The sequence below is a fragment of the Chryseobacterium sp. MA9 genome (assembly GCF_024399315.1).
GTDB lineage: Bacteria > Bacteroidota > Bacteroidia > Flavobacteriales > Weeksellaceae > Chryseobacterium.
Genome location: NZ_CP075170.1, coordinates 4332384 through 4353213, shown reverse-complemented (window position 1 = coordinate 4353213; position 20830 = coordinate 4332384). Strand labels below are relative to the sequence as shown.

At 35.1% G+C, this 20830-nt stretch carries 21 protein-coding genes; 12 read left to right on the top strand and 9 right to left on the bottom strand.

Annotated elements, in window-relative coordinates; genetic code table 11:
* The first annotated feature begins 1 nt into the window (after position 1).
* From KIK00_RS19965 to KIK00_RS19950, 4 genes are all read left to right on the top strand, one after another.
* Positions 2-220, top strand: a complete 219-nt coding sequence (locus KIK00_RS19965; RefSeq protein WP_047373661.1) for a (4Fe-4S)-binding protein — start codon at positions 2-4, stop codon at positions 218-220.
* Complete coding sequence (locus tag KIK00_RS19960) at positions 220-615, top strand: OsmC family protein (protein ID WP_047382583.1); 396 nt, start codon at positions 220-222, stop codon at positions 613-615. The genes KIK00_RS19965 and KIK00_RS19960 overlap by 1 nt, the downstream gene beginning before the upstream one ends.
* A 1-nt stretch (position 616) precedes the next feature.
* Positions 617-904, top strand: coding sequence for a GNAT family N-acetyltransferase (locus tag KIK00_RS19955; RefSeq protein ID WP_255814028.1), 288 nt, complete (start codon positions 617-619; stop codon positions 902-904).
* Positions 905-1088: 184 nt separating this feature from the next.
* Positions 1089-2648: a sodium:solute symporter gene (locus KIK00_RS19950; protein WP_255814027.1), complete on the top strand. Its 1560-nt coding sequence runs from the start codon at positions 1089-1091 to the stop codon at positions 2646-2648.
* A gap of 72 nt (positions 2649-2720) precedes the next feature.
* Here KIK00_RS19950 and KIK00_RS19945 read toward each other — a convergent pair whose 3' ends face one another.
* A complete protein-coding gene (locus tag KIK00_RS19945) occupies positions 2721-4958 on the bottom strand; it encodes a reprolysin-like metallopeptidase (RefSeq protein WP_255814026.1) in 2238 nt (745 codons plus the stop codon).
* A 327-nt stretch (positions 4959-5285) separates the two neighbouring features.
* Here KIK00_RS19945 and KIK00_RS19940 point away from each other — a divergent pair, with 327 nt between their 5' ends.
* The 3 genes from KIK00_RS19940 to KIK00_RS19930 all read left to right on the top strand — a co-directional run bounded on the left by KIK00_RS19940 (position 5286) and on the right by KIK00_RS19930 (position 7741).
* The gene (locus KIK00_RS19940; RefSeq protein WP_255814025.1) at positions 5286-5804 is read left to right on the top strand and encodes a hypothetical protein; all 519 of its coding nucleotides are present in this window, start codon (positions 5286-5288) and stop codon (positions 5802-5804) included.
* Between the two features lie 110 nt (positions 5805-5914).
* Positions 5915-6766 carry a transketolase gene (locus tag KIK00_RS19935; protein WP_255814024.1) on the top strand — a complete coding sequence of 284 codons (852 nt, stop codon included), beginning with the start codon at positions 5915-5917 and terminating at the stop codon, positions 6764-6766.
* A 30-nt stretch (positions 6767-6796) separates the two neighbouring features.
* Positions 6797-7741 carry a transketolase family protein gene (locus KIK00_RS19930; RefSeq protein WP_047382572.1) on the top strand — a complete coding sequence of 315 codons (945 nt, stop codon included), beginning with the start codon at positions 6797-6799 and terminating at the stop codon, positions 7739-7741.
* 192 nt (positions 7742-7933) lie between these two features.
* On the opposite strand, the gene KIK00_RS19925 is transcribed toward KIK00_RS19930, so the two are convergent.
* The 5 genes from KIK00_RS19925 to KIK00_RS19905 all read right to left on the bottom strand — a co-directional run bounded on the left by KIK00_RS19925 (position 7934) and on the right by KIK00_RS19905 (position 10658).
* A complete protein-coding gene (locus KIK00_RS19925) occupies positions 7934-8452 on the bottom strand; it encodes a hypothetical protein (protein WP_255814023.1) in 519 nt (172 codons plus the stop codon).
* A complete protein-coding gene (locus KIK00_RS19920; protein WP_255814022.1) occupies positions 8430-8909 on the bottom strand; it encodes a hypothetical protein in 480 nt (159 codons plus the stop codon). The genes KIK00_RS19925 and KIK00_RS19920 overlap by 23 nt, the downstream gene beginning before the upstream one ends.
* Positions 8910-8982: 73 nt before the next feature.
* On the bottom strand, positions 8983-9534 hold the full coding sequence (locus tag KIK00_RS19915; protein WP_255814021.1) for a hypothetical protein: 552 nt from the start codon (positions 9532-9534) through the stop codon (positions 8983-8985).
* Positions 9535-9548: 14 nt separating this feature from the next.
* Entirely contained in the window at positions 9549-10085 is a 537-nt protein-coding gene (locus KIK00_RS19910; protein ID WP_255814020.1) for a DUF4375 domain-containing protein, read from the bottom strand.
* Between the two features lie 39 nt (positions 10086-10124).
* Positions 10125-10658, bottom strand: coding sequence for a DUF4303 domain-containing protein (locus KIK00_RS19905; RefSeq protein WP_255814019.1), 534 nt, complete (start codon positions 10656-10658; stop codon positions 10125-10127).
* A gap of 886 nt (positions 10659-11544) precedes the next feature.
* On the opposite strand from KIK00_RS19905, the gene KIK00_RS19900 reads away from it, so the two are divergent.
* The 5 genes from KIK00_RS19900 to gwsS all read left to right on the top strand — a co-directional run bounded on the left by KIK00_RS19900 (position 11545) and on the right by gwsS (position 14899).
* Entirely contained in the window at positions 11545-11757 is a 213-nt protein-coding gene (locus KIK00_RS19900; protein WP_255814018.1) for a TIGR04139 family peptide modification target, read from the top strand.
* Positions 11758-11860: 103 nt separating this feature from the next.
* Positions 11861-12757 (top strand): hypothetical protein, encoded by an 897-nt coding sequence (locus KIK00_RS19895; protein WP_255814017.1) that lies wholly within the window; start codon positions 11861-11863, stop codon positions 12755-12757.
* Positions 12754-13656, top strand: coding sequence for a grasp-with-spasm system ATP-grasp peptide maturase (gene gwsG / locus KIK00_RS19890; protein WP_255814016.1), 903 nt, complete (start codon positions 12754-12756; stop codon positions 13654-13656). Before KIK00_RS19895 ends, gwsG begins: the two co-directional genes overlap by 4 nt.
* Positions 13653-13832 (top strand): hypothetical protein, encoded by a 180-nt coding sequence (locus tag KIK00_RS19885; RefSeq protein WP_255814015.1) that lies wholly within the window; start codon positions 13653-13655, stop codon positions 13830-13832. The genes gwsG and KIK00_RS19885 overlap by 4 nt, the downstream gene beginning before the upstream one ends.
* Positions 13829-14899, top strand: a complete 1071-nt coding sequence (gene gwsS / locus KIK00_RS19880) for a grasp-with-spasm system SPASM domain peptide maturase (RefSeq protein ID WP_255814014.1) — start codon at positions 13829-13831, stop codon at positions 14897-14899. Before KIK00_RS19885 ends, gwsS begins: the two co-directional genes overlap by 4 nt.
* Before the next feature lie 86 nt (positions 14900-14985).
* On the opposite strand, the gene KIK00_RS19875 is transcribed toward gwsS, so the two are convergent.
* The 3 genes from KIK00_RS19875 to KIK00_RS19865 all read right to left on the bottom strand — a co-directional run bounded on the left by KIK00_RS19875 (position 14986) and on the right by KIK00_RS19865 (position 20828).
* The gene (locus KIK00_RS19875) at positions 14986-15363 is read right to left on the bottom strand and encodes a hypothetical protein (RefSeq protein WP_255814013.1); all 378 of its coding nucleotides are present in this window, start codon (positions 15361-15363) and stop codon (positions 14986-14988) included.
* Positions 15364-15432: 69 nt separating this feature from the next.
* Positions 15433-15903: an Lrp/AsnC family transcriptional regulator gene (locus KIK00_RS19870; protein ID WP_034696982.1), complete on the bottom strand. Its 471-nt coding sequence runs from the start codon at positions 15901-15903 to the stop codon at positions 15433-15435.
* Between the two features lie 134 nt (positions 15904-16037).
* On the bottom strand, positions 16038-20828 hold the full coding sequence (locus KIK00_RS19865; RefSeq protein ID WP_255814012.1) for a translocation/assembly module TamB: 4791 nt from the start codon (positions 20826-20828) through the stop codon (positions 16038-16040).
* Positions 20829-20830 lie beyond the last annotated feature (2 nt).

The following is a 20830-nucleotide window of genomic DNA, read 5'->3' as shown; positions in this document are numbered from 1 at the left end:
TATGGAAACACACGAATATCCCAACGGTAACATCACCGTCATCTGGCAGCCTCAAAAGTGTATCCACTCGGCTGTATGCGTAAAATTGCTTCCCAAAGTCTATAATCCAAAAGAAAGACCTTGGATAAAAGCAGAAAATGCAAGCCCGGAAGAACTCAGAACACAGATAGACCAATGCCCTTCAGGTGCATTAAGTTATAAATTCAATACAGAAAAATAATGGCGGTAACGGTAAAAGCAAGTTTAGGAAAAACAAAATATTATACAGAAGTAACAGCCGGCGAAAATAAGATCATTACGGATGAACCGATTGATAAAGGCGGACAGAACAAAGGTCTTAACCCAATGGAAATTCTGGCTACCTCATTGGCAAGCTGTACAGCAGCTACATTGAGAATGTATATTGAAAGAAAGGAATGGGATGTAGAAAACATCAATGTAGAAGTAGAGCTTGAAAATTTCCCATTAACAAAAAGAGCGGTTTTCAAAAGAGACATCAGCTTTGAAGGTATCCTGGATGATGAGCAGCTGAAAAGACTGCACACCATCGCTGATGCATGCCCGGTTCATAAAATATTAACCAACGACATAGAAATACTAACTAAATTCTCATAACATGATCGAAGTAAAACAAAACAACGACGAGAAACACGGAAGTTTTGAAGCTTTCATAGATGGAAAACGCGCAGGAGTAATGACATATACCTGGGCCGGAGAAGAAAGATTTATTATAGACCATACCGAGGTGGAAGAAGCCTACAACGGAAAAGGTGTAGGCAAGGAAATGCTTCTGGCAGCGGTAGATTTTGCCAGAAAAAATGAAAAAAAGATTATTCCCCTCTGCCCTTTTGCTAAGGCAAGTTTCCAGAAAAGTGAGGAACTTCAGGATGTTTTAGTGAATTAGCCACTGTTTCCACCCTTACAATACAATCCTTTCAGAGATCTCTCTGGAAGGTTTTTTATTTTTATGCAAATACAGACTGTAAAGCAAATTCATAATCATAATTTGTTTTGAAACCAACAGTATTTCAAATTCATGATTCACGACTGATCTTTTTTATATATTTGCTAAAATTTAAAAATCAAGCATGAATTCAGGAACTATCCTTTTGCTATTTGTTTTCATCTATTTTATCGGCCTTTTGGTGATTTCTTATTTCACCAGCCGGAATTCTGATAACCAGTCATTTTTTATCGGTAACAAAAAGAGTAAATGGTGGCTCGTTGCATTTGGGATGATAGGAACCAGCTTAAGCGGGGTTACTTTTATTTCTGTTCCGGGTACGGTAGGAAAGATGACCGGTTCCGAATATATCTACGGAGGTTTTGAGTACTACATGATGGTAATCGGGTTTTTCATCGGATATTTTATTGTTGCAGCAATACTGCTCCCGCTTTATTATAAGATGAACCTGACGTCTATTTATACCTATCTGGGGAAAAGATTCAATGTGGAAGCTCATAAGATTGGTTCTATCTTTTTTATTATTTCAAGGGCAATTGGTGCTACAGCAAGATTATACCTGGTGGTGAATGTTTTACAGATATTTTTACTGGAAGGGCTGGGAGTTCCGTTTTGGGTAACTTCTCTTGTTCTTTTGCTGATGGTACTTCTGTATACCTTTGAAGGGGGTGTAAAGACGATTGTCATTACAGATACACTGCAGACTTCTTTTATGATTATCAGTCTTGTTGCATGTATCGTTTATATTTTATCAAACCTGAATTTATCATTTGGGGAAGCTTATACTATTCTGGAACAGAAAAACTATACTCATTTCATCAATTTTGATCCTAATTCCAAAACCTTTTTCCTGAAAACAATTCTCGGCGGAATTTTTATTACAATTGCTATGACAGGGCTGGATCAGGAAATGATGCAGAAAAATATCTCTGTAGATAATCTTCAGAATTCAAAGAAAAACATGCTGACTTTTGCAGGAACACTTCTTATCGTGAACCTTGCATTCTTATTCCTGGGAGGATTATTATACCTTTTTGCATTGCAGCACGGAGCAGAATATGGAACACTAAAATCTGAAACTGTAACGAATATTTTCGGATTTAAAGATACTGCAGGAAATATTAAAAATATAATGGGAGACGACCTTTTCCCGGCTTTATCACTTCAGGGATATTTCCCAATGACAATTTCTGTTATTTTCATTATCGGATTGATCTCAGCATTATTCCCTTCTGCTGATGGTGCTTTAACAGCTGTAACAAGCTCGTATTGTGTAGACTTATTAAACCTTAATGAAGATAAAACCAAAACTGAAAAAGAGAAGAAACGCCTTCGTATGAAAGTGCATTTGATTTTCACAGTAGTTTTCTTTATCCTTATCATGGTTTTCAAAGCATTAAATGACAAATCTATTGTTTATCTGATCATGGAAATTGCCGGATATACTTATGGACCGCTTTTAGGCCTTTTTGCTTTTGGAATTTTCACGAAGTTTCAGATCTCCAGAAAATACTCCATCCTTGCTGTGACTATTTTAGCACCTGTACTCACTTATCTGATCAACCTTGCAGTTACAACTTATACCGATTACAAAATCGGTGTGGAATTGATTGTTCTTAACGGATTGCTGACTTTTATTGGTCTGTGGCTGGTAAAAAACAAAAACTATTTAAGAGTTGTTTAATCAATCTTTATAAAAAAATAAAAAAGGCTGTCCTCAATTGAAGACAGCCTTTTTATTTTAGTGAATCTATTTTTATTCTTTAATCCACTTGATTGTTTTCTCTATATTCTTAGATTTAACTTTAATCAGATAATCACCTTTAACCAATCGTGACAAATCAAAAGTACCTACTTTATCATGGTTCAATTTATTATTAGCCTGGGTAAATACTAATTTTCCGCTTACATCATATACTGTTATATCATATACTTCATTTGAATTGGTAAATTTAATATTCAGGAGCCCTTTACTTGGATTAGGATATACTACAAATACATCTTTATTTGAAGCTGTTTCGCTCACTCCCAAGGTCTGAGTGATAGTAAAGTTAATAGGGTTAATATTGTAAAATACATTCGTCTCTGCTGCCACCATAATTCTGGCCTGCGTGGTCGTTACATTAGGAATGGTAACGGTCTCGGAGCCATCATTTGCAGTGGAGCCTAAGATAAGTGTAGGATATGTAAGACCTCCATCTGTGGAAAGGAAAATATTTACAGTAGCACAATTTACAGGGAAAGCAGTTGTATTCGCTACGTCCCATGTTATCGTCTGAGTAGAATTACCCGCCCAGTTTACAGCTGTAGTAGGTGCTGTTACATTGAACGGCCCTGAATTTCCATCAACGGTAATAATAGCATCATCATTAGTAACTCCTGCACAACCTGGATTATTATCTCTTACAGTCAGCCTGAACTCCATGGTTCTTGCATAGGATGGCTTAAATTCTCCTTTAGATACGGTTCCATTGATCACGTCTGTAAGTTTTGGGAAATATCTGTAAGGAACGGTTACAGGTACATATGATCTGAATATAGCAGCATTACCTGTTGGAGCATTCCAATCACCTGCCGGTCCCACATCATTTTGTTCCCAGCTGTAAGTAAGTGGATTGTTATCTATATCTGTAGCAGATCCTTCTAATCTAAACGGCGTACTCTTAGGTATGGTAAAATCACCTCCGGCATTTACAGAAGGCGGAAAATTGTTAGAAGGAATTGTCACCTGACATGTTGTTGACTGAACTTTCGCTGTAATAGACTGGAATGATTTGGTATGGAAAGTAGGAATACTGTTAGCAGCTAAGTTATTGGTACTTCCACAGATTCCTGCATACGCCATAATGGTAATTCCGCTTCCGGGTTCTACAGCGTTGGCAGCACTGCGGTTTCCTCCCCCACAGCTTCCTGTAGTTGCATTAAAAGTATGTGGACCACCAAACTGATGCCCTACTTCATGAGCTACATAATCAATATCATAAGGGTCGCCAACAGGGTTAGGGGAACCGGTAATTCCTCTACCTTTATTGGAATTGTTACAGATTACTCCCAGTCCTGCTAATCCACCTCCTCCGGTACTGAAGGTATGTCCGATGTCATAATTGGCGTTTCCGATCAATGCATCAATCTGAGTCTGGCTTTCATTAATTAATGTACCGGCACTATCATTTCCGGTAAAAGGATCTGTTGCAGAATTTGTAAAGATTACATTGGTTTCATTATCCACTAATACCAATCTTGAAGCTACTTCCTGCTCATACACTCCATTTACTCTGTTTACAGAAGTTACAATCGCTGACAAAGTCTGGGCAACAGTAGGTGTTGCTGAGCCTGTTGCCGCTTTTGCATACTGATTGGTACAAGCCACAGCAAACCTAAAAACTCTAATTTGAGTTCCTACGCTTGGACTTACGGTTTTTTGAGCGTTTTTTTTTCCCAGCGGAGAATCGTCCTCATCTTTTACTCCGCACGATCTTGGATTTTTGTCAATTAAGTCACTTTTTTGATAAATGATATAATTGTTAATATCCTGTTTTGCATAAGGATCAATGTAAGTATCACCAGCTACCACAGATTTTATCTGCGCGTGGAAGCCAAGCTCGGTAAAATCAAGTTTTATAGTAGCATATTGGTCATCAATTCCCTGCCCTGTAAAAGTTATAATCTGTGGAAACTGGCTGGCTAATCCAGGAGCCATTACCGAAGATTTCCAGATTCTGAATTTCGCTTTCTTACCGTCAGGCATTGGCAGCACAATAATGGGTGCGTTATCTTTACGGTCGCTGTCCTTCAATTCCGGAACCGAATTAAAATAACTTTTCATTCCAGCCACGTCCAATGTATAGGTCAATGACTTTTCCGGTTGTACGGTCCTGTTTTTAGGATCTGCTTTGATGGACCTCTCACTGATCACTGTAAAAAAGTCCTGTGCTTTCCCTGAGGAAATGGATATAACAAATATCCCCAGATAAAATAATTGTTTAATTTTCATATATAATGGTTTGCAATTTTTATTAATTCAACTAACAAGACCAAAAACTAAAAAATAATCAGTTAAAGGTTCATAAATCAAATAACATTGAATTATAAAATTAGTTAAATTTATTCAAATATTATATATGAAAATTTAAAAAAAGTATGTTTTTTTTGTACAAACAGCAACAATCATGCTACCACAAAGCCTTCAACTCAACAAGTAAATTTTCTTTATTTAAATAACTAATTTTATAGACTTTTTCATTTTAATTATCTTTGATGCGAATGATATAAATTCAATAAAAAAATTAACAAAATAAAAAGAAATAAAAATCAAAAAACTATGAAAAAAATTATATCAATCTGTGTGTTTGCATTAACATTTGGGTGTATGAATGCTCAGGAAAATTTTGAAGTATCAACATTAAGAATCGGGCCGTTTAAAGTCTTTATGCCCAAGGTTGAAGCTGAAAAAATAGCAGGAACAAAACTTACGAACTCTAGCGGTGAGAAAAAAAATATAGTAAAGTATAATGGAGAAACGATCCAGATTGATCTTTTCGACAATTATATCAATGAAGCCAATCCGAGTGTTCCTTCTATTACTTACATGACAACAACGAGTAAAAAATTTAAAACCAAAAGTGGAATTGGGATTGGAAGTACAAGAGATGACCTTATCAATGCTTACAGAAACTATTCTAACTTCAGTGTGCGTCCGGATTGGGATGACAATAGCAAACCTATCAAAGATTCCGGTTATTTTAATATTGAAGACAGTCAGGCAGGAACTCTATTAAGCTTTAAATTTGTTAATAATATTGTTACAGAAATATCCGTTTACCTCAATGAAGGCTGCTAAAAGCGGGAAAATAATCAAATCAATCAAAATCCGGGTTTTTAGATCCGGATTTTTACATTTCCATAAGCCGGTAAAAAATTGTAAATTCGCGTGCAAATAAATCAGACATAATGAGTAAAAGTATTGAAGAGCTAAAATCTCTTACTACGCAGATCAGAAGAGACATTTTAAGAATGGTTCATGCTGTAAATTCAGGACACCCGGGCGGAAGTTTAGGTTGTACAGAGTACTTCACAGCCCTTTATGGAAAGGTAATGAACTATAAACTTCCTTTCACAATGGAAGGCAAAAATGAAGATCATTTTTATCTATCAAACGGACACATTTCTCCGGTATTCTACTCTACACTGGCAAGATTCGGTTTTTTCCCTGTTGAAGAACTGAGTACTTTCAGAAAATTAGATTCAAGATTACAGGGACACCCGACTACTCATGAGGGACTTCCAGGAATCAGAATTGCTTCAGGTTCTCTTGGACAAGGACTTTCTGTGGCTCTTGGTGTGGCTCAAGGTAAAAAATTAGATGGTGATCAATCTCTTGTTTACTCTCTTCACGGAGACGGTGAACTTCAGGAGGGTCAGGTTTGGGAAGCATTGATGTATGCTGCTGCTAAAAAAGTAGATAATATCATCTCTACTATAGACTATAACGGCCGTCAGATTGATGGGGATACAGATGATGTATTAAGCTTAGGAAATCTTCATGCTAAACTTGAAGCATTTGGATGGATTGTTTTGGAAGAAAAGAACGGTAATGATCTTGAAGCTGTGATTGCAATCCTTGAGAGAGCAAAAACAGAAACAGGAAAAGGAAAGCCGGTAGCCATCCTTCTTCATACAGAAATGGGTTACGGAGTTGATTATATGATGGGATCTCATGCTTGGCATGGTAAAGCACCTAATGATGAGCAGCTAGACACAGCATTCAAGCAATTGTACCTAGAAGCTCCGGCTGATTACTAATATCTTAATATCTCGATTAATACAATAAAAATGAAATATACATATACAGAAAAAAAGGACACTCGTTCAGGATTCGGAGCAGGATTAGCAGAACTAGCGGACAAAAATCCTAATGTAGTAGCACTTTGCGCAGACCTTATCGGTTCTTTGAAAATGGAGAAATTCATTGAGAAGGCTCCGGAAAGATTCTTCCAGATAGGGATTGCAGAAGCTAACATGATGGGAATTGCAGCAGGTCTTAGTATTACAGGGAAAATTCCTTTTACAGGAACTTTTGCTAACTTCTCTACTTCAAGAGTATATGATCAGATCCGTCAATCTATTGCTTATTCTAACAAAAATGTAAAAATCTGTGCATCTCACGCAGGTCTTACTTTAGGAGAAGATGGAGCTACTCACCAGGTTCTTGAAGACATTGGTATGATGAAAATGCTTCCTGGAATGACGGTTATCAACACTTGTGACTACAACCAGACTAAAGCTGCTACCTTAGCGATTGCAGATTTTGAAGGTCCTGTATATTTAAGATTCGGAAGACCGGTAGTTCCTGTTTTCATTCCGGAAGATATGCCTTTCGAGATCGGAAAAGGAATTATGCTTCAGGAAGGAACTGATGTAACGATTGTTGCAACAGGACACCTTGTATGGGAGTCTCTTGTAGCTGCTGATGAGCTTGAGAAAGAAGGTATTTCTTGTGAGGTAATCAACATTCACACGATTAAACCTCTTGACGAAGAAATCATCTTAAAATCTGTTGAAAAAACAGGTAAAATTGTAACAGCTGAGGAGCACAACTACCTTGGAGGTTTAGGAGAGTCTGTTGCAGGTATGCTTGCAAGAAAAAGACCTACAAAACAAGAATTTGTAGCGGTAAACGATACTTTCGGAGAGTCTGCAACACCAGCAGAATTGATGAAGAAGTATAAAATTGATGCTGCTGCAGTAAAAGAAGCTGTAAAAAGAATTTTAGCTTAATATAAGCTATTTTATATAGAAAAAATCCGGCGGTTTCTTCGAAACCGCCGGATTTTTTATTGAGTAGTAAAAGTTGATTTTTTGCTGCATATAAACCACCCCGTCAAAAATTCTTTGAATTTCTGTCACCCCTCCAGAGGAAGGGAATGGTTATACCTGAATTCTTCATCGTATTAGTTTTTATCCTTCTTATTATTGTTCTTCACTGTTGAGAGGAATCCCGATAGCAATTAAAACCGGACACAATATTTCTTTGATGTATTCATCCTCTCTTCTTTCTGAAGCTTTTGATCCTGAAAAATAATTGCTGATCCTGTAATTTTTCACAAACTGATTTCTCTTTTTTCCTATTGAATAATAGTATGTTCCTCTTTCATCATTCACAAAATAGGTCATTTCATCAAAATTCATCAGTTTTTTGGAGAGTAGGAGCTTTCTGTAGATACACTTCTCTGATTTATCAAAAATAAATTTTACCGGAACTCTGAAAACCAGGTCAAACAGGAAGTAGATCATGTAAATTGCCCATAATATCATTGCAATTTTGAATTGGTCTCCGGACATTTTATCCATAAAATAATAGATGATCACAGGAAGAGCAATCACACCCAATACCAGCCACCATACCAATGTACGCAGGAAACTGTAATTGGGCATAAAGCTTATTTCACTTCCGTTTTCTTCAAATTTATAGCGGTCTCTGATGTCCATTCTCAGGATTATTGATGTTCATAATATCTTCTGTTTCGTTTACCATTTTCTGTATCCCTTTTTGAGTAATGGCCTGCCCTATCGTAAGCTTCTTTTCTTTACCCTCTACTTCAAAATAAATAGACAGTATTACATTGGTGGTAATAAAACCCATGTATTTTGTTGCCAGTACATGAAAATTTCTGAAATTTTCTATCGGATAGGTTCTCGCCGGAACAAAAATGGTGTGTTTTCCTGTAATGGTCATTCGGTCCATATCAATGATGAATTTCTTGGTGAAAAAATTAATCAAAATAAGTACTACCACTGCAATAAGGACATAGCTAAGAGTTCTTACACTATTAAAAAGTAATCCTGCTACGATCAGAAAGAAAATACAAAGCACCATTACAAATACAGGCTGGTTTTTAAAGATATATTGGTTTCCTTCTTGTTTGTAAAATTTGTAATTGTTCATAATTAATATAATTGTTGTTGATAATTTGATTTGGAGTTTACTGCTATAAAAATAGATTTATCAAAGATTCCATCTATTCAAAACGCTGGTCAATTTCATCCTCATTAAGGGTTTTCAGAGTATTCAGATCTGTTTTGAAATAGCTGTCATGAATGGAAAAATAGGCATCCATTTGTATATTGGTCTGTTCTGATGCTTTTTTCCAGCATGTAATAAACCATTGTTCAAACAGGCGGTACTTTTCATCATTATATTCATCCAGAATTTCATCAAAATCATCCTCTTCATAATCATCCTGAAAATCTGAAGCTTTCTGCCATATTTCTTCTGGAATCAATGCAGTCCACTTTTCATCATCATTCTTGTTCTTTTTTGCTGGCAGGGAGATTGTTTCTGTTTCGATTTTACCTTTACTGTTAACACCCCAGAAGATGATATTCAGATATTCAAATTCATATTCAAAATAAAAAGCTTTGATATCGGATTGAGTATTGCCGCTAAGGTAATTAATTCCTTTACCTTCCAACAAGTGAATCAGATCTTCAGTAAGCGGTACGCTAATTTCATCCAGATAGTTTTCAAATTCAATATTAAGTTTCTTAAGGTCTTCCATAACTCTATTCATTTAAGAATTCAATATTATCTCTCGATTTCCCTTCCTACCCATTTCTCAAGCTCTGAAAACATGTCATCGATAGTCAGAACTTTCAGATCCGGATGATTTTTTAACCATTGGGCATGAAGTCCTGTTAAGTTTTCCTCAAGGTCGTAAAATGAATCATTTTTCAAGGCATCTCTTGTTGGATTGGAACCAAAATATTCGCTTTCCAAAAACTTTTCCAATTCCTTCTTATTTAAGCTCTCCACCTTTAAGGACTGTTCCAGAAACAAATCCAAATGTTTTTGAGCTCCTATTTTCTTTAAACCTTCTTCAATGATCTTATTAAGTTCTGCTGACCATCCTGAATTCCATACAAACTGTGAAAAGTTCCCGTTTTTATACTGACTGATGTAATAATCCACATAGTAACTGGTGATTGAATCTTCATGCATATTCTCTTCTTCTATTCCTTCTTCGTCTAAGAGGCTTACCACAGAGATATTGGAGCGGATTATATCATAAGGCTCACTGCTTTTATAAGAGGCTTCTGAGACAATTATTTTATCTGGCTTCATACGTATATATTTAAAGTGTTTTTTTTATTCGTCATTCTTTTAATTGCCCCAGGTAGCCATCCAACCCAAATATTCACTTTTGTATTCATTATTATTAAGTCTTGTGATAAGATTTTTCAATTCTTCTTTCTCAAACTCATAATCAGAAACGGTGAAAATCAGGAAAATATCTTTGCCAGTGATCTTTGTGAAAAAGTTTTCATTTTTAAGTTTTTCCAATACTTCAATACAAATGGAATACAACTTAGCCTGAAAACTTTCAAACCATTGATCATCGTCATCATGTTTATCCAGTTCTGCTCTCAGCTGAGTACAGATTTTATTGAATTCTTCATCAGCTCCTTCCATTTCATAGGCCCATTCTGCCGGTTCGTATTTATAATAAAGAGCATCATCCTTATCCACAGTTTCCATTACTTTCATAGTATTGGCTGCAGGACAAACCGTCATTGCACCTTCATCACTATACAATGCAAAGCTGTAAATCTCTTCTCCTCCATGTTTATCATACACTTCTAAAAAAGCTTTCCTGGCAGCATCTTCTATCTGCTGTTTCAAAATTTCAAAATCCATACTTCTTTTCTTTTTTAAAATGGGCGGTAAAATTACCTTTATCCTGTCAAATCAGCTCATTATATTCTTTAGAAGTACAGCCAAATTCATGATTATAGCTATTGTATTTTAGAATTTTATGATCAGCTGTTTGGATCATTCCCACATATAGCCCCTGTTTTCGATTAATCCGCAATGCACAAGATAGAAAAGTATAGAATGACCAAATATCCATTAAAAAGAAGTTTGGTCTCAATTAAAATATGGTTTCAGACTTTTTTCAAGAGTATTTTCTGAATAAACAGTGACTGCGTTTTACGGCTATACTTTATTTTCTCCTTAGGTCAAAAGCTTCATTTTTATGACTTATTATAGCCTCTTAGACACGAATAAGCATAAAATCAGAACTTTTTTTGTGAAAATTTATACGATTTCATGATCATTTTTCATTCAAAACCATTACTTTTTTACGAACAACATCATTAGAAAGATACAAATTCCTTTCAAAATGAGTTCGCTAACCTCTTATTTTCAGTATAAATTTGATTATTCTTCTGTATTGTACAATAGAAAATATTACTTTACAACATGCTGTTATCTTTTGATATTTTCTTCATGCGGTCAAACTTTCCTTTATACTTTTTTAAGTTTCAAATATTTCACTAAATCCTGTGATGTATTCCCTGTTTCCATATGTATTTGTGTACAGAAAAAAAACAAATCACTTACATATTTTCCCACTGAAGTGATGTAATAATTTTTAGTTTTGAACCATCAACGTTGACGAAATACATTCTGCATTTTTAAATTGTATGTGTACAGTACATGATAAATATGAGAATTATTTACCCCAATGTCAGGGATTACATGACATAAATGATCTATATAAATTTAAAAATTTACCAACATGAAAAAATTAAATGGAATGAAGAGAAACTTCTCTTCTTTAGAAAACAAGAAAATGAAAAACCTGCAAAACATTCACGGGGGAGCTGATACAGCAAGAACTTCAGAGCCTACTCAATGTGGCAATAATTGTTCTGATACAGCTTATTACAAAGATGGTGTTAAGACAATGACTTTAACGATTGAAGGTCCTAGTACAACCACTCCTTATTAACAGGAAATAAAATCAACAGGACTGTATATAATCAATCTACAGTCCTGTCTTTATCAGTTACTTCATAATTAATAAATCCTTCTGCTCCCAATAATAACGCAATATGAAACAAAATCAAAATCTTCATTTAAAATATATAAGCTATTTGATTCTTTGTTTATTCTTTAGTTCCTGCAAAAATCGAAATTATATTCAATATTATAATAAAGTAAACGAGATTGATAGTATCTACAGGATTGCAAAACAACCTGAAAAAGCTGTAGTCTTATATAAGAAGCTGTTTAGAAGATATCGCCCTTTGAACCAAGAACGTATTGAGGAATATGAAACCTATATCAGACTTGCAAACAAATACCATAAAAAATTTGGAGGCAAAAAAAATCTTTACAAATTAATTCCTTTAGTAGCACCTTATTGGAAATATAAAAAACAAGATGCGCATTTCATCAAGCTTTATAAGAAATATAATATTGATAGTCTTGAAATAGAAAAACATATTGCAAAATGGGAAAAAAGTCTCAATAGAAAATTAGTTGATTCCTTTACTGTTGCATTCAAGCGTGACCAATATGGAGGACGAACAAACAAATTGGATATTTTTAAGAATGATAAAAAGAATGCAGAGCTTCTTCAATGGACATTTGAAAACCATGACTTCCCAACGATGCAAAAAATAGGTTTATGGAATGGAGATGTTTTTATGCCTATGGGTGTATTATTACTACATATGGCAGATTATGATGAATATTATACTTATTTCAAAACTAAAATATTAGAATATGTAAAATCAGGTAAATGCAGACCTCGAGACTATGCTGCTATGATAGATCGAAATAACTTACATCATAAAGTTCCTTATACCTATGGAGTTTATCAGGGATATGAAAATATAAAAGATTCATCAAAAGTAAACCATAACCGAAAAGGTATTGGACTTCCAAGTTTAACATACCGAAACAAATTAGCAAAAGATTTAGCCGATAGTTTAAAAACCAAATGATACTGATTTTCTCAAATGATAATGACAGAACAGCGATTGAAGTTATGCGTTATCTCACTTCAATGAATAAAGACTTTATTCATATTCATGAAGATGAAGTTTTTGTAATCAAAATTCTAAAAAAAAGGTTCTTTTTACAAAGTCAGAAGAACAGTTTTTTTCTTGATGATATTTATAGTGTATGGTATAGAAGAGGGGGATTACAATTTAAACGTTTACAATACAATAATACCTCTATAAATATTCATATGAATGAAGTCCAACATTGGCTTGAAGACTATGTACTTCGTACTTTAGAATCTAAAAACCATGTGAATAAACAAACTAGAGCTCATATTAATAAGCTTTTAGTATTGGAGTATGCCCAGAAAACAGGTTTTGATGTACCCTCTTATTTCCTAGCTGAAAGTACCGACGAAATCCCAATAAACCAAACAATTACAAAAGCAATTACGGGAAATGTAATATTAGATAATATATTAAATAACCAGAATGGCATCATGTATACAACTATAGTAAAGAAAATGGAGAGACAAAGTTTTTTCGTTTCTTTTTTCCAAGAGAAAATAGAAAAGGATTTCGAAATAAGGACATTTTATATCAATGGTGAATGCTTCTCAATGGCTATTTTTTCTCAAAATGATGAACAAACTAAAACTGATTTCAGGAAATATAACACAAAAAAACCTAATAGGAACATACCATATAAACTTCCTCAAGATATTGAATTAAAAATTCATAAGCTTATGCAAATATTGGATCTAAATTGTGGTTCACTAGACTTCATTAAAAGTGATGATAGATATTATTTCTTAGAAATTAATCCTGTGGGACAATTTGCTAATGTAGATTATCATTGCAATTACCCCCTATTTAAAAAAATAGCAGATTACTTATGAAAATTAAAGTTAAAGAAAAAAACAAGCTTCCGCTTACCTTTAAACATATTGAAACCTTCGCCGATCAGAAACTTAAAAAACCTAATGATGTTGTTTATGTTTTAGCCTGCGAAAAATATCAGACGAATTTCTATATAAGAGAAAAGCCGGTGAAATCCCTTAATCGATTATTATGAACTATTTTAATCTATTCAGCAACATTCTGATCACCAAAGGAGCAACCAGAATTCTTATTTCGGATCTACAGAGAAATGTATCTGAACTATATCCCTTGGAATTGTACGAGATTATAGAAGAAATGAAAAATCACTCTCTTGAAGACATACTAAAAGTTTATGATAAAGAATCCAGATCAATTGTTCAGGAATACATTAATCTCCTGCTGGAAAAAGAATACGGATTTGTTACTGAGAACGATTGGGACAGGAACTTCCCTCCTCTTTCTTATGAATATCATGAGCCCAGTATCATTACAGATCTCTTTATAGAAATGGAAGATATCGAGTTACTGAAAAAAATAAACCCTTCTATAGAAAACCTTGGAATTAAACATTTGGTCATTTACAGTTTAAAACCATTAACAATACATGAATTCATAGAAATTGATGATGTATTTAAAACCTCCGTGCTTTCGGGAATAGAAATATTCTCTCCGTTTCACAAGGAAACCAATCTATCTTTTATACAGGCTCTTCAAAAAAACACAGCAAGAATATACAGTCTCATTTTTTACAATTGTTCGAAGCCTCCTTTCAAAGCTAAAGATGAATATCGATTCTCACTTAATTTCCTGAAAGATGAACTGAAAATATCTGCCTGCGGAAAAGTGGAACTGAAATACTTCAATACCAACATCAGTAAAGTATTGGAAGCTATCAACCATAATTCCTGCCTGTATAAAAAGATAGGTATTGACCGAAACGGTGCCATTAAAAATTGCCCGCTGATGAGTGAAAACTTTGGAAACATCCGTAATAACAGCCTTGAAGAAGCTATAACCCAACCTAATTTCAAAAAATATTGGAATCTGACCAAAGACAATATAGAAATCTGTAAGGACTGCGAGTTTCGTTACGTCTGCACAGACTGCAGGGCGTACACCGAAAATGCAGAAAAAAGCAAAGAAGGTCTGAATATATCAAAACCTCTAAAATGTGGCTATAATCCCTATACAGGAAACTGGGAAGATTGGAGAAAAAATCCTTTAAAGAAAAAAAATTTCAATTCGTTGGAACTCAGATAATGTTTTTTACTCTTTTTTATTATTCAAAAACCGCTTTTAAATAGTATTTAAAAGCGGTTTGTTATATGATAATAGCTAATTTCTGTTTATTTAAAAAACTTCCATTTCGGGATAATGGCAAGCATACCAAATCCTGTGAAAAGGAAAAGATTGGTAACATCCGTATACAAAAATGTAGACAGGTAATAATTGTGCATAAAGAAGTGCATCACCAGTAAAGCAGGGAACATGAAGATTCCTATTTTTCTGTAGAAAAACATCAGTATCAGTCCAATCATCATCAATACATCAATTGAAAAAATAACATAGAAATACCACCTTGGGATCTCCAGGTATTCATGCTGCAGATATTCATCCACATCTATTCCAAGCCCCATTATAGTAAACAACATTAAGGCTGCAAATGCCAGTACAAATCCCCATCCTTTCTTCGGATCTTCGTCAAAATAGCTGTATTCTTCCATACCTACAAAAATAAAGAACTTATGAGAGATTTCATAAGTTCTTTTATAATTATTCGTTTAAAATTTGACTTATACAGAGATAGCGTTGATCAGTCTGTTTTTGTCACTTAAGAATTCTTCCATAGAAATCATACTTTCAGTTCTCATTACATCCTGAATGTCATCTATCTGATAAATAATTCTTTTAGCATCATCCGTATTCTTAGCTCTTACTTTGCAGAAAATATTATATTTTCCTGAAATAACGCTAGCTTCAATGACGTTAGGTAAAGTTGACAATTCTTTCAATACTTCCTGAGTACGGTTTGATTTTGTCAAAAGGATCCCTATGAAAGCTGTAAAGTGATAATCCAGCTTACCATAATCGATATTAAGAGATGATCCCAAAATAATACCTGCATCTTCCATCTTTTTCACTCTTACGTGAATTGTTCCAGCAGAAACATCCATCTGCTTTGCAATTTCAGTAAAAGGCATTCTTGTGTTTTCTACTAAGAAATCAAGAATTTTCTTGTCTATTTCGTCCAGTTGATAGTTCATATTAGTTAAATTACAATTTCTTTAAAAAATCTATGTATTTTTTGCAAATTTACGAAAAATAATTTAACTAAAAAATATATATCAAATATTAACAATAATTAACACAGATGATAAAAATCATTAAAATATTCTAATTATTTACCATTCGATTTTATAGAATCTGTTTTTATTTCACCTTTTGCATCTGAAGTTTTTTTGTCTTTTTTCTTCTTTTTAAACAAAGAATTGAAGCTTTTACTCCACACAACTCCTCCTCCATAGGCTTGATTTGCAGAACCGTTTGTACTCACCATTCCGATGTTCGTAGGCTTGGAATAAGCACGTATAACCAGCGTACCGTCGTTCTTTTTAGATAAATCATACTCTACAGAGCCTTCTGTAGACAAATAGTTGTTCTGGGCACCATCTGTTTTCGATAATGGAATACCCAAACCTGTTTTTATATTGATTCTTGGGGAAAGAGCTACACTCAATCCCGCATTTGCTCTGTCTCCAAAGTTTGAATTCTGGTCACCTTTTACGTAATTAAGGTCAATCTGGAATTCATTACTCATCGTATTAAGAACAGATCCCAATTGTTTCAGAAGCATATTATATCCGGATGACTCTGCTACATTTCCTACATTCACATCTACCCCGCCAGAGTTTGAGACGTTGAAAGTACTCAACAGCAGAACAGATCCGAACTGAAGAACCTTTTCTCCTTCCTGGCTCATTTTGGCAGCAAGTGTTTCCCTTACCTGGCTGGAAACATCCATAGCAGTTACATTAAGGTCAATATTAGGGTCTACCAACGACTGGGTAATGTGGGCCTGCAGCAAAATACTGATAGGCTGCAGTTTTCCCATGCTAAGGTACTCCCCGGCATTAGAAACCATTCTTACATAGTTGGCATTAATGTCTAATGCAGGCTTCATAGCATCACCATCCCATCTTATACTACTGTTCCTCTCTATCTGGAAAGTTTTATTAAGAATTGCCTTAGAGACAAATGTTCCGTTATCTACTTTATAAGTACCGCTCATGGCGATATTCCCCTGTCTGTTCATGTGGAACCTCAACGGATCGGCAGAGCCTTTTACTGTAATATTTCCTACATCATCTCCTACCAGTACATTTACGGTAGTTCCTTTATCTACGGCCAGATTGAAATCAATATTCATATTGGCTCCTGTTTTCTTCTTTTCTTCCAGTGTAATCAGACCATCTTTTCCTTCTTTCAGGAATCTCAGCATCTTGAATTCTTCAACATTGGATGTAGAACTGGAATTAAAGGTAAAGGTACTTCCGTTAAGCGCCTTCATATTAGGAGTTGTAATACTTAATCCTGAAACAGGTCCGTCTACGTAAAGATCTCCCTGCCCGTAAACTCTTCCCCAGAACAGATCAAAATCTTTTTGAGTAGTATTAAGCATCAGCAGATTGTCTGCCCTCATTACGAGAGATACTCCCATCGAAGAAAGAGTCTCAAACTGGATGGCCCCAGAAACATTTCCTTTAGAATTGGTTCTTCCATCATGCACCTCAATATTGTTGAGGATGGCTAGCCCTTTGGTCAGCTGAATCACAGTATCATCAAACGAATAGTCTACTCCGGTAAATAAAAGCTTTAATCCGAAATCTTTTAAAGCTATATCACCGTTATAGTCCAGATTGTTGAGCTTTCCGTTAATTTTAAGATCTCCGGTTGCTTTTCCTCTAAGATTTCCAAAAACAGTCTGTACAAATTGTTGTGTAAATGCCAAATCAAAATCACGCATTTCTGCCGTAAGGTCAATGATTGGAGAAGAGGTATTATTATTAACGGTTCCTGTCAGATTAAGACTGTTATTTCCAAGGACTCCTGCAGAGTGAACTTTTACATCTATATCATAAACGTTCAGTGAGAAACCATTGGTAGCAGAAATAGAGATATCCCCCATATCGTTGCCATTCATCTTAATATCATCAATAGTAAGATCTACCAGTGGCTGAAGGGTACTTTTATCCATTTTGATCTTAACACTTCCGTTGGCAAGACCTTTTATATCCATTGTATTTCCCCCTGACTGCATTTCCAGGAGCTTTTCTACAGAAAAATCATTGATATCAGCATCTACATAAAAATCTTTTGCCGATTTAAATTGTGCTTCTTTAATAAACAAAGCACTTTTATCTGAATAAACCCTTAGGTTTCTGATATCAAAATCTCCCGTATTTCTTCTATAAGTAATGGAGTGATTCAGTTCCGGGCTTGTATCTATAGCCCAGGTCACTTCATTAAATTTCACTTCGGTAGGTTCAAATCTGAATACATAATCACCAGCCGCATCTGTAGACTGATCTACATTAATAGCGTATTCCTTAAGCTTTTCATTAATTTCATCATCAGGGCTTCCATGCTTAAATACGGTAGCTAAATGAAGGGTATTTCCATTCTCATTATTCCCTTTAAGCTCAAAGTCTTTGATTACATTTTTGTTATAAACTACCCTATTGATCTTTGCATACAACTGCTGGTTAAGATCAGCCGTGTTAATTCTCACTTTAACACTATCCACCATTGCACTGTCTCTGTTAAGATTTTTTCGGTCATTAACTTTATAATCAGGATTGGAATCTGCCAGCGCTTTATCAGCATCTGTAATTTCTTCCTCCTTCGTCATTATATATTTCAAAGAAGCAGCATCCAGATTCAGAATAAGGTTGTTTGAATTTCCGTCATATTCTCCTTCCACAATAGCTCCCTGTGGTAGTTTAAGTTCCGGTAAAAAATAATTTACCAATCCCTGCTGAACATCAAACTTCAATGCAAAATTCTGTCCGCGGTATAATTTTCTCGGAGGCGGTCCCACCAATATTCTTCCTACTCCGTTTTCTACCATTCCTGCGAGATCTGCCAGGTTATATCTTCCCGATATCTTTCCTGTAGCAGCTCCCGGAGCATCTACATCAATCACACGGCCTCCTGCTTCCACAAAGGTTTTTAATTTGGCATTCGGAATATTGTATTTTTGAGTTGCTGTAGCAAAGTGTAAATTATTGGCATTAACATCCAGCGTAAGATCATTAATGGAAGACATTGCCATCTTTCCTTCAACCTGACCGCTTACCACCTGACTGCCTGGTTTATTGGTAAAATAGTTCATATTCAGGTAGGTAACATCCGCGTTGACATCCATAGCAACTCTTGAAGTACTGAAATCTATTAATCCTTTGATGGTAGCTTTTGCCTGTTCATCATTAACGGTAATAAGTCCGTTGTATTTTTTATGATCCAATAATCCGTCCAGATACAGGTTATTGATCGTTTTATCCATAATTTCAATGCTTGCAATCTGAGATTTAGTCGTCAGACGCATTGTATTAACATCAAAGCTTTGACCGTTAAGATCAAACTTACCAGAGATTAAACCCACCGTCTTATTCTTTGTGATAACAGATGTATTAAGGTCTTTCACATCAAGATAACCGGAATATTTAGGCATTGCAGTGCTGTAACCGGATAAGGTAAGCTTGGATATTTTAGCCTGCCCTATTCCTGTCATTAAGTTTCCGCTTTCTACATAAATCTGATCCGGATTTACTCTTGCAGTTCCGTTATACTTTAGTTTCCCAAAATCATCAGCAAAATTCTTCATCTTTTTGGAGATAAAGGAAGGCATCATTGCTTTTAAATCCTTGTAAGTGAAATCTGCGGAAAGATCTTTGGTCTCAATGGCAAAATGTCCTTTCAGCAGGTTATCAACCTTCATTGTTTTGGTTGCAATATTAACATCCGGGTTTCTGATCAGGAAATTCTCCAAATGGAATTTATTTAAAGGTCCCGTCATCGTCCCTGAAAGATTGAACGGCTTGATATTATCCCAGTTCGTCACAAAATAACTGATATCATAACCACTTATCTGGCTTCCCTGTTGAATGTTCATATCCCAACGTACCCTGTCAGCAAAATCTGACCAGGATCCGTCATGAAGATTAAACTTAATATCCCCCTGAAGTAATGTATGATCTGTATTCAGTGTAAGATCTTTTAATGATAAAAACTGTTTCGTTAAAGACAGTTCTGTTGAAAAAGTGTCCACAAAATGAGATTTCCCCCATCTTGAGGTCACAAATGACATATTATTGATCAATGCCGAAACATTCGGTCCGTTGACTTTTACATTAGGTGCTTTTAAGTTGAATTTTGTTGCTGTAAGCCATTTTCCCTGTTCTCCGGGGGAGTTTTCATTGATGATGGAAACTTTAGAATCAATAATCTGTACTCTGGAATTCAGCTGAAAAGGAGGTTTTTTCGGGTCTCTTTTCTTACCATCATCAAAGAGTTCTGTAAATCTGACAAAATTGGATATACTGTCTCCTTTATAGGTAATTACTTTTACTTCGGCATTAACGAGAGTCAGGGAATTGAAGCTTAAAGAATTGCTTTTTCCTGAAATGGCATTCACAGCCAGCGATATCCAGTCTGAATCTGCACGGAATTCACGGGCTTTAATAAAATCGAATCCTTTATAATCTTTTACTTTTAAGCCTTTTATAGTCACATCTCCAAAGTAATTGACATCTACACTTTCTGTGGAAAATCCTGATTTGAAATCTTTATTTACGATCTGAAGAGCCTGATCTGCTGCCCACTGTTTTGTCACCGGAAGATTGATAACAACCAATATTCCTCCTATCAGAACTAAACCCAACCAAAAGAGAATCAAGAGAAGTTTTGCCCACCAGGTATAGCTGGTAACATCTTTCATCGCCTGTTTCCCAAACTCTTCAGCCGTTTCCACAGGATGATGTATGGCATCTGAAGCCAGCTCAGATGCTTCTTTTACTGTCTCCCGAACTTTTTCTTCTACATTTTCGACAGTTTTCTGTACCTGATCACCTAGGTTTTCAGCTACCGATTTTTTATTCTCATTCTCGTTATTATTCTCTAACTTTGCCATTA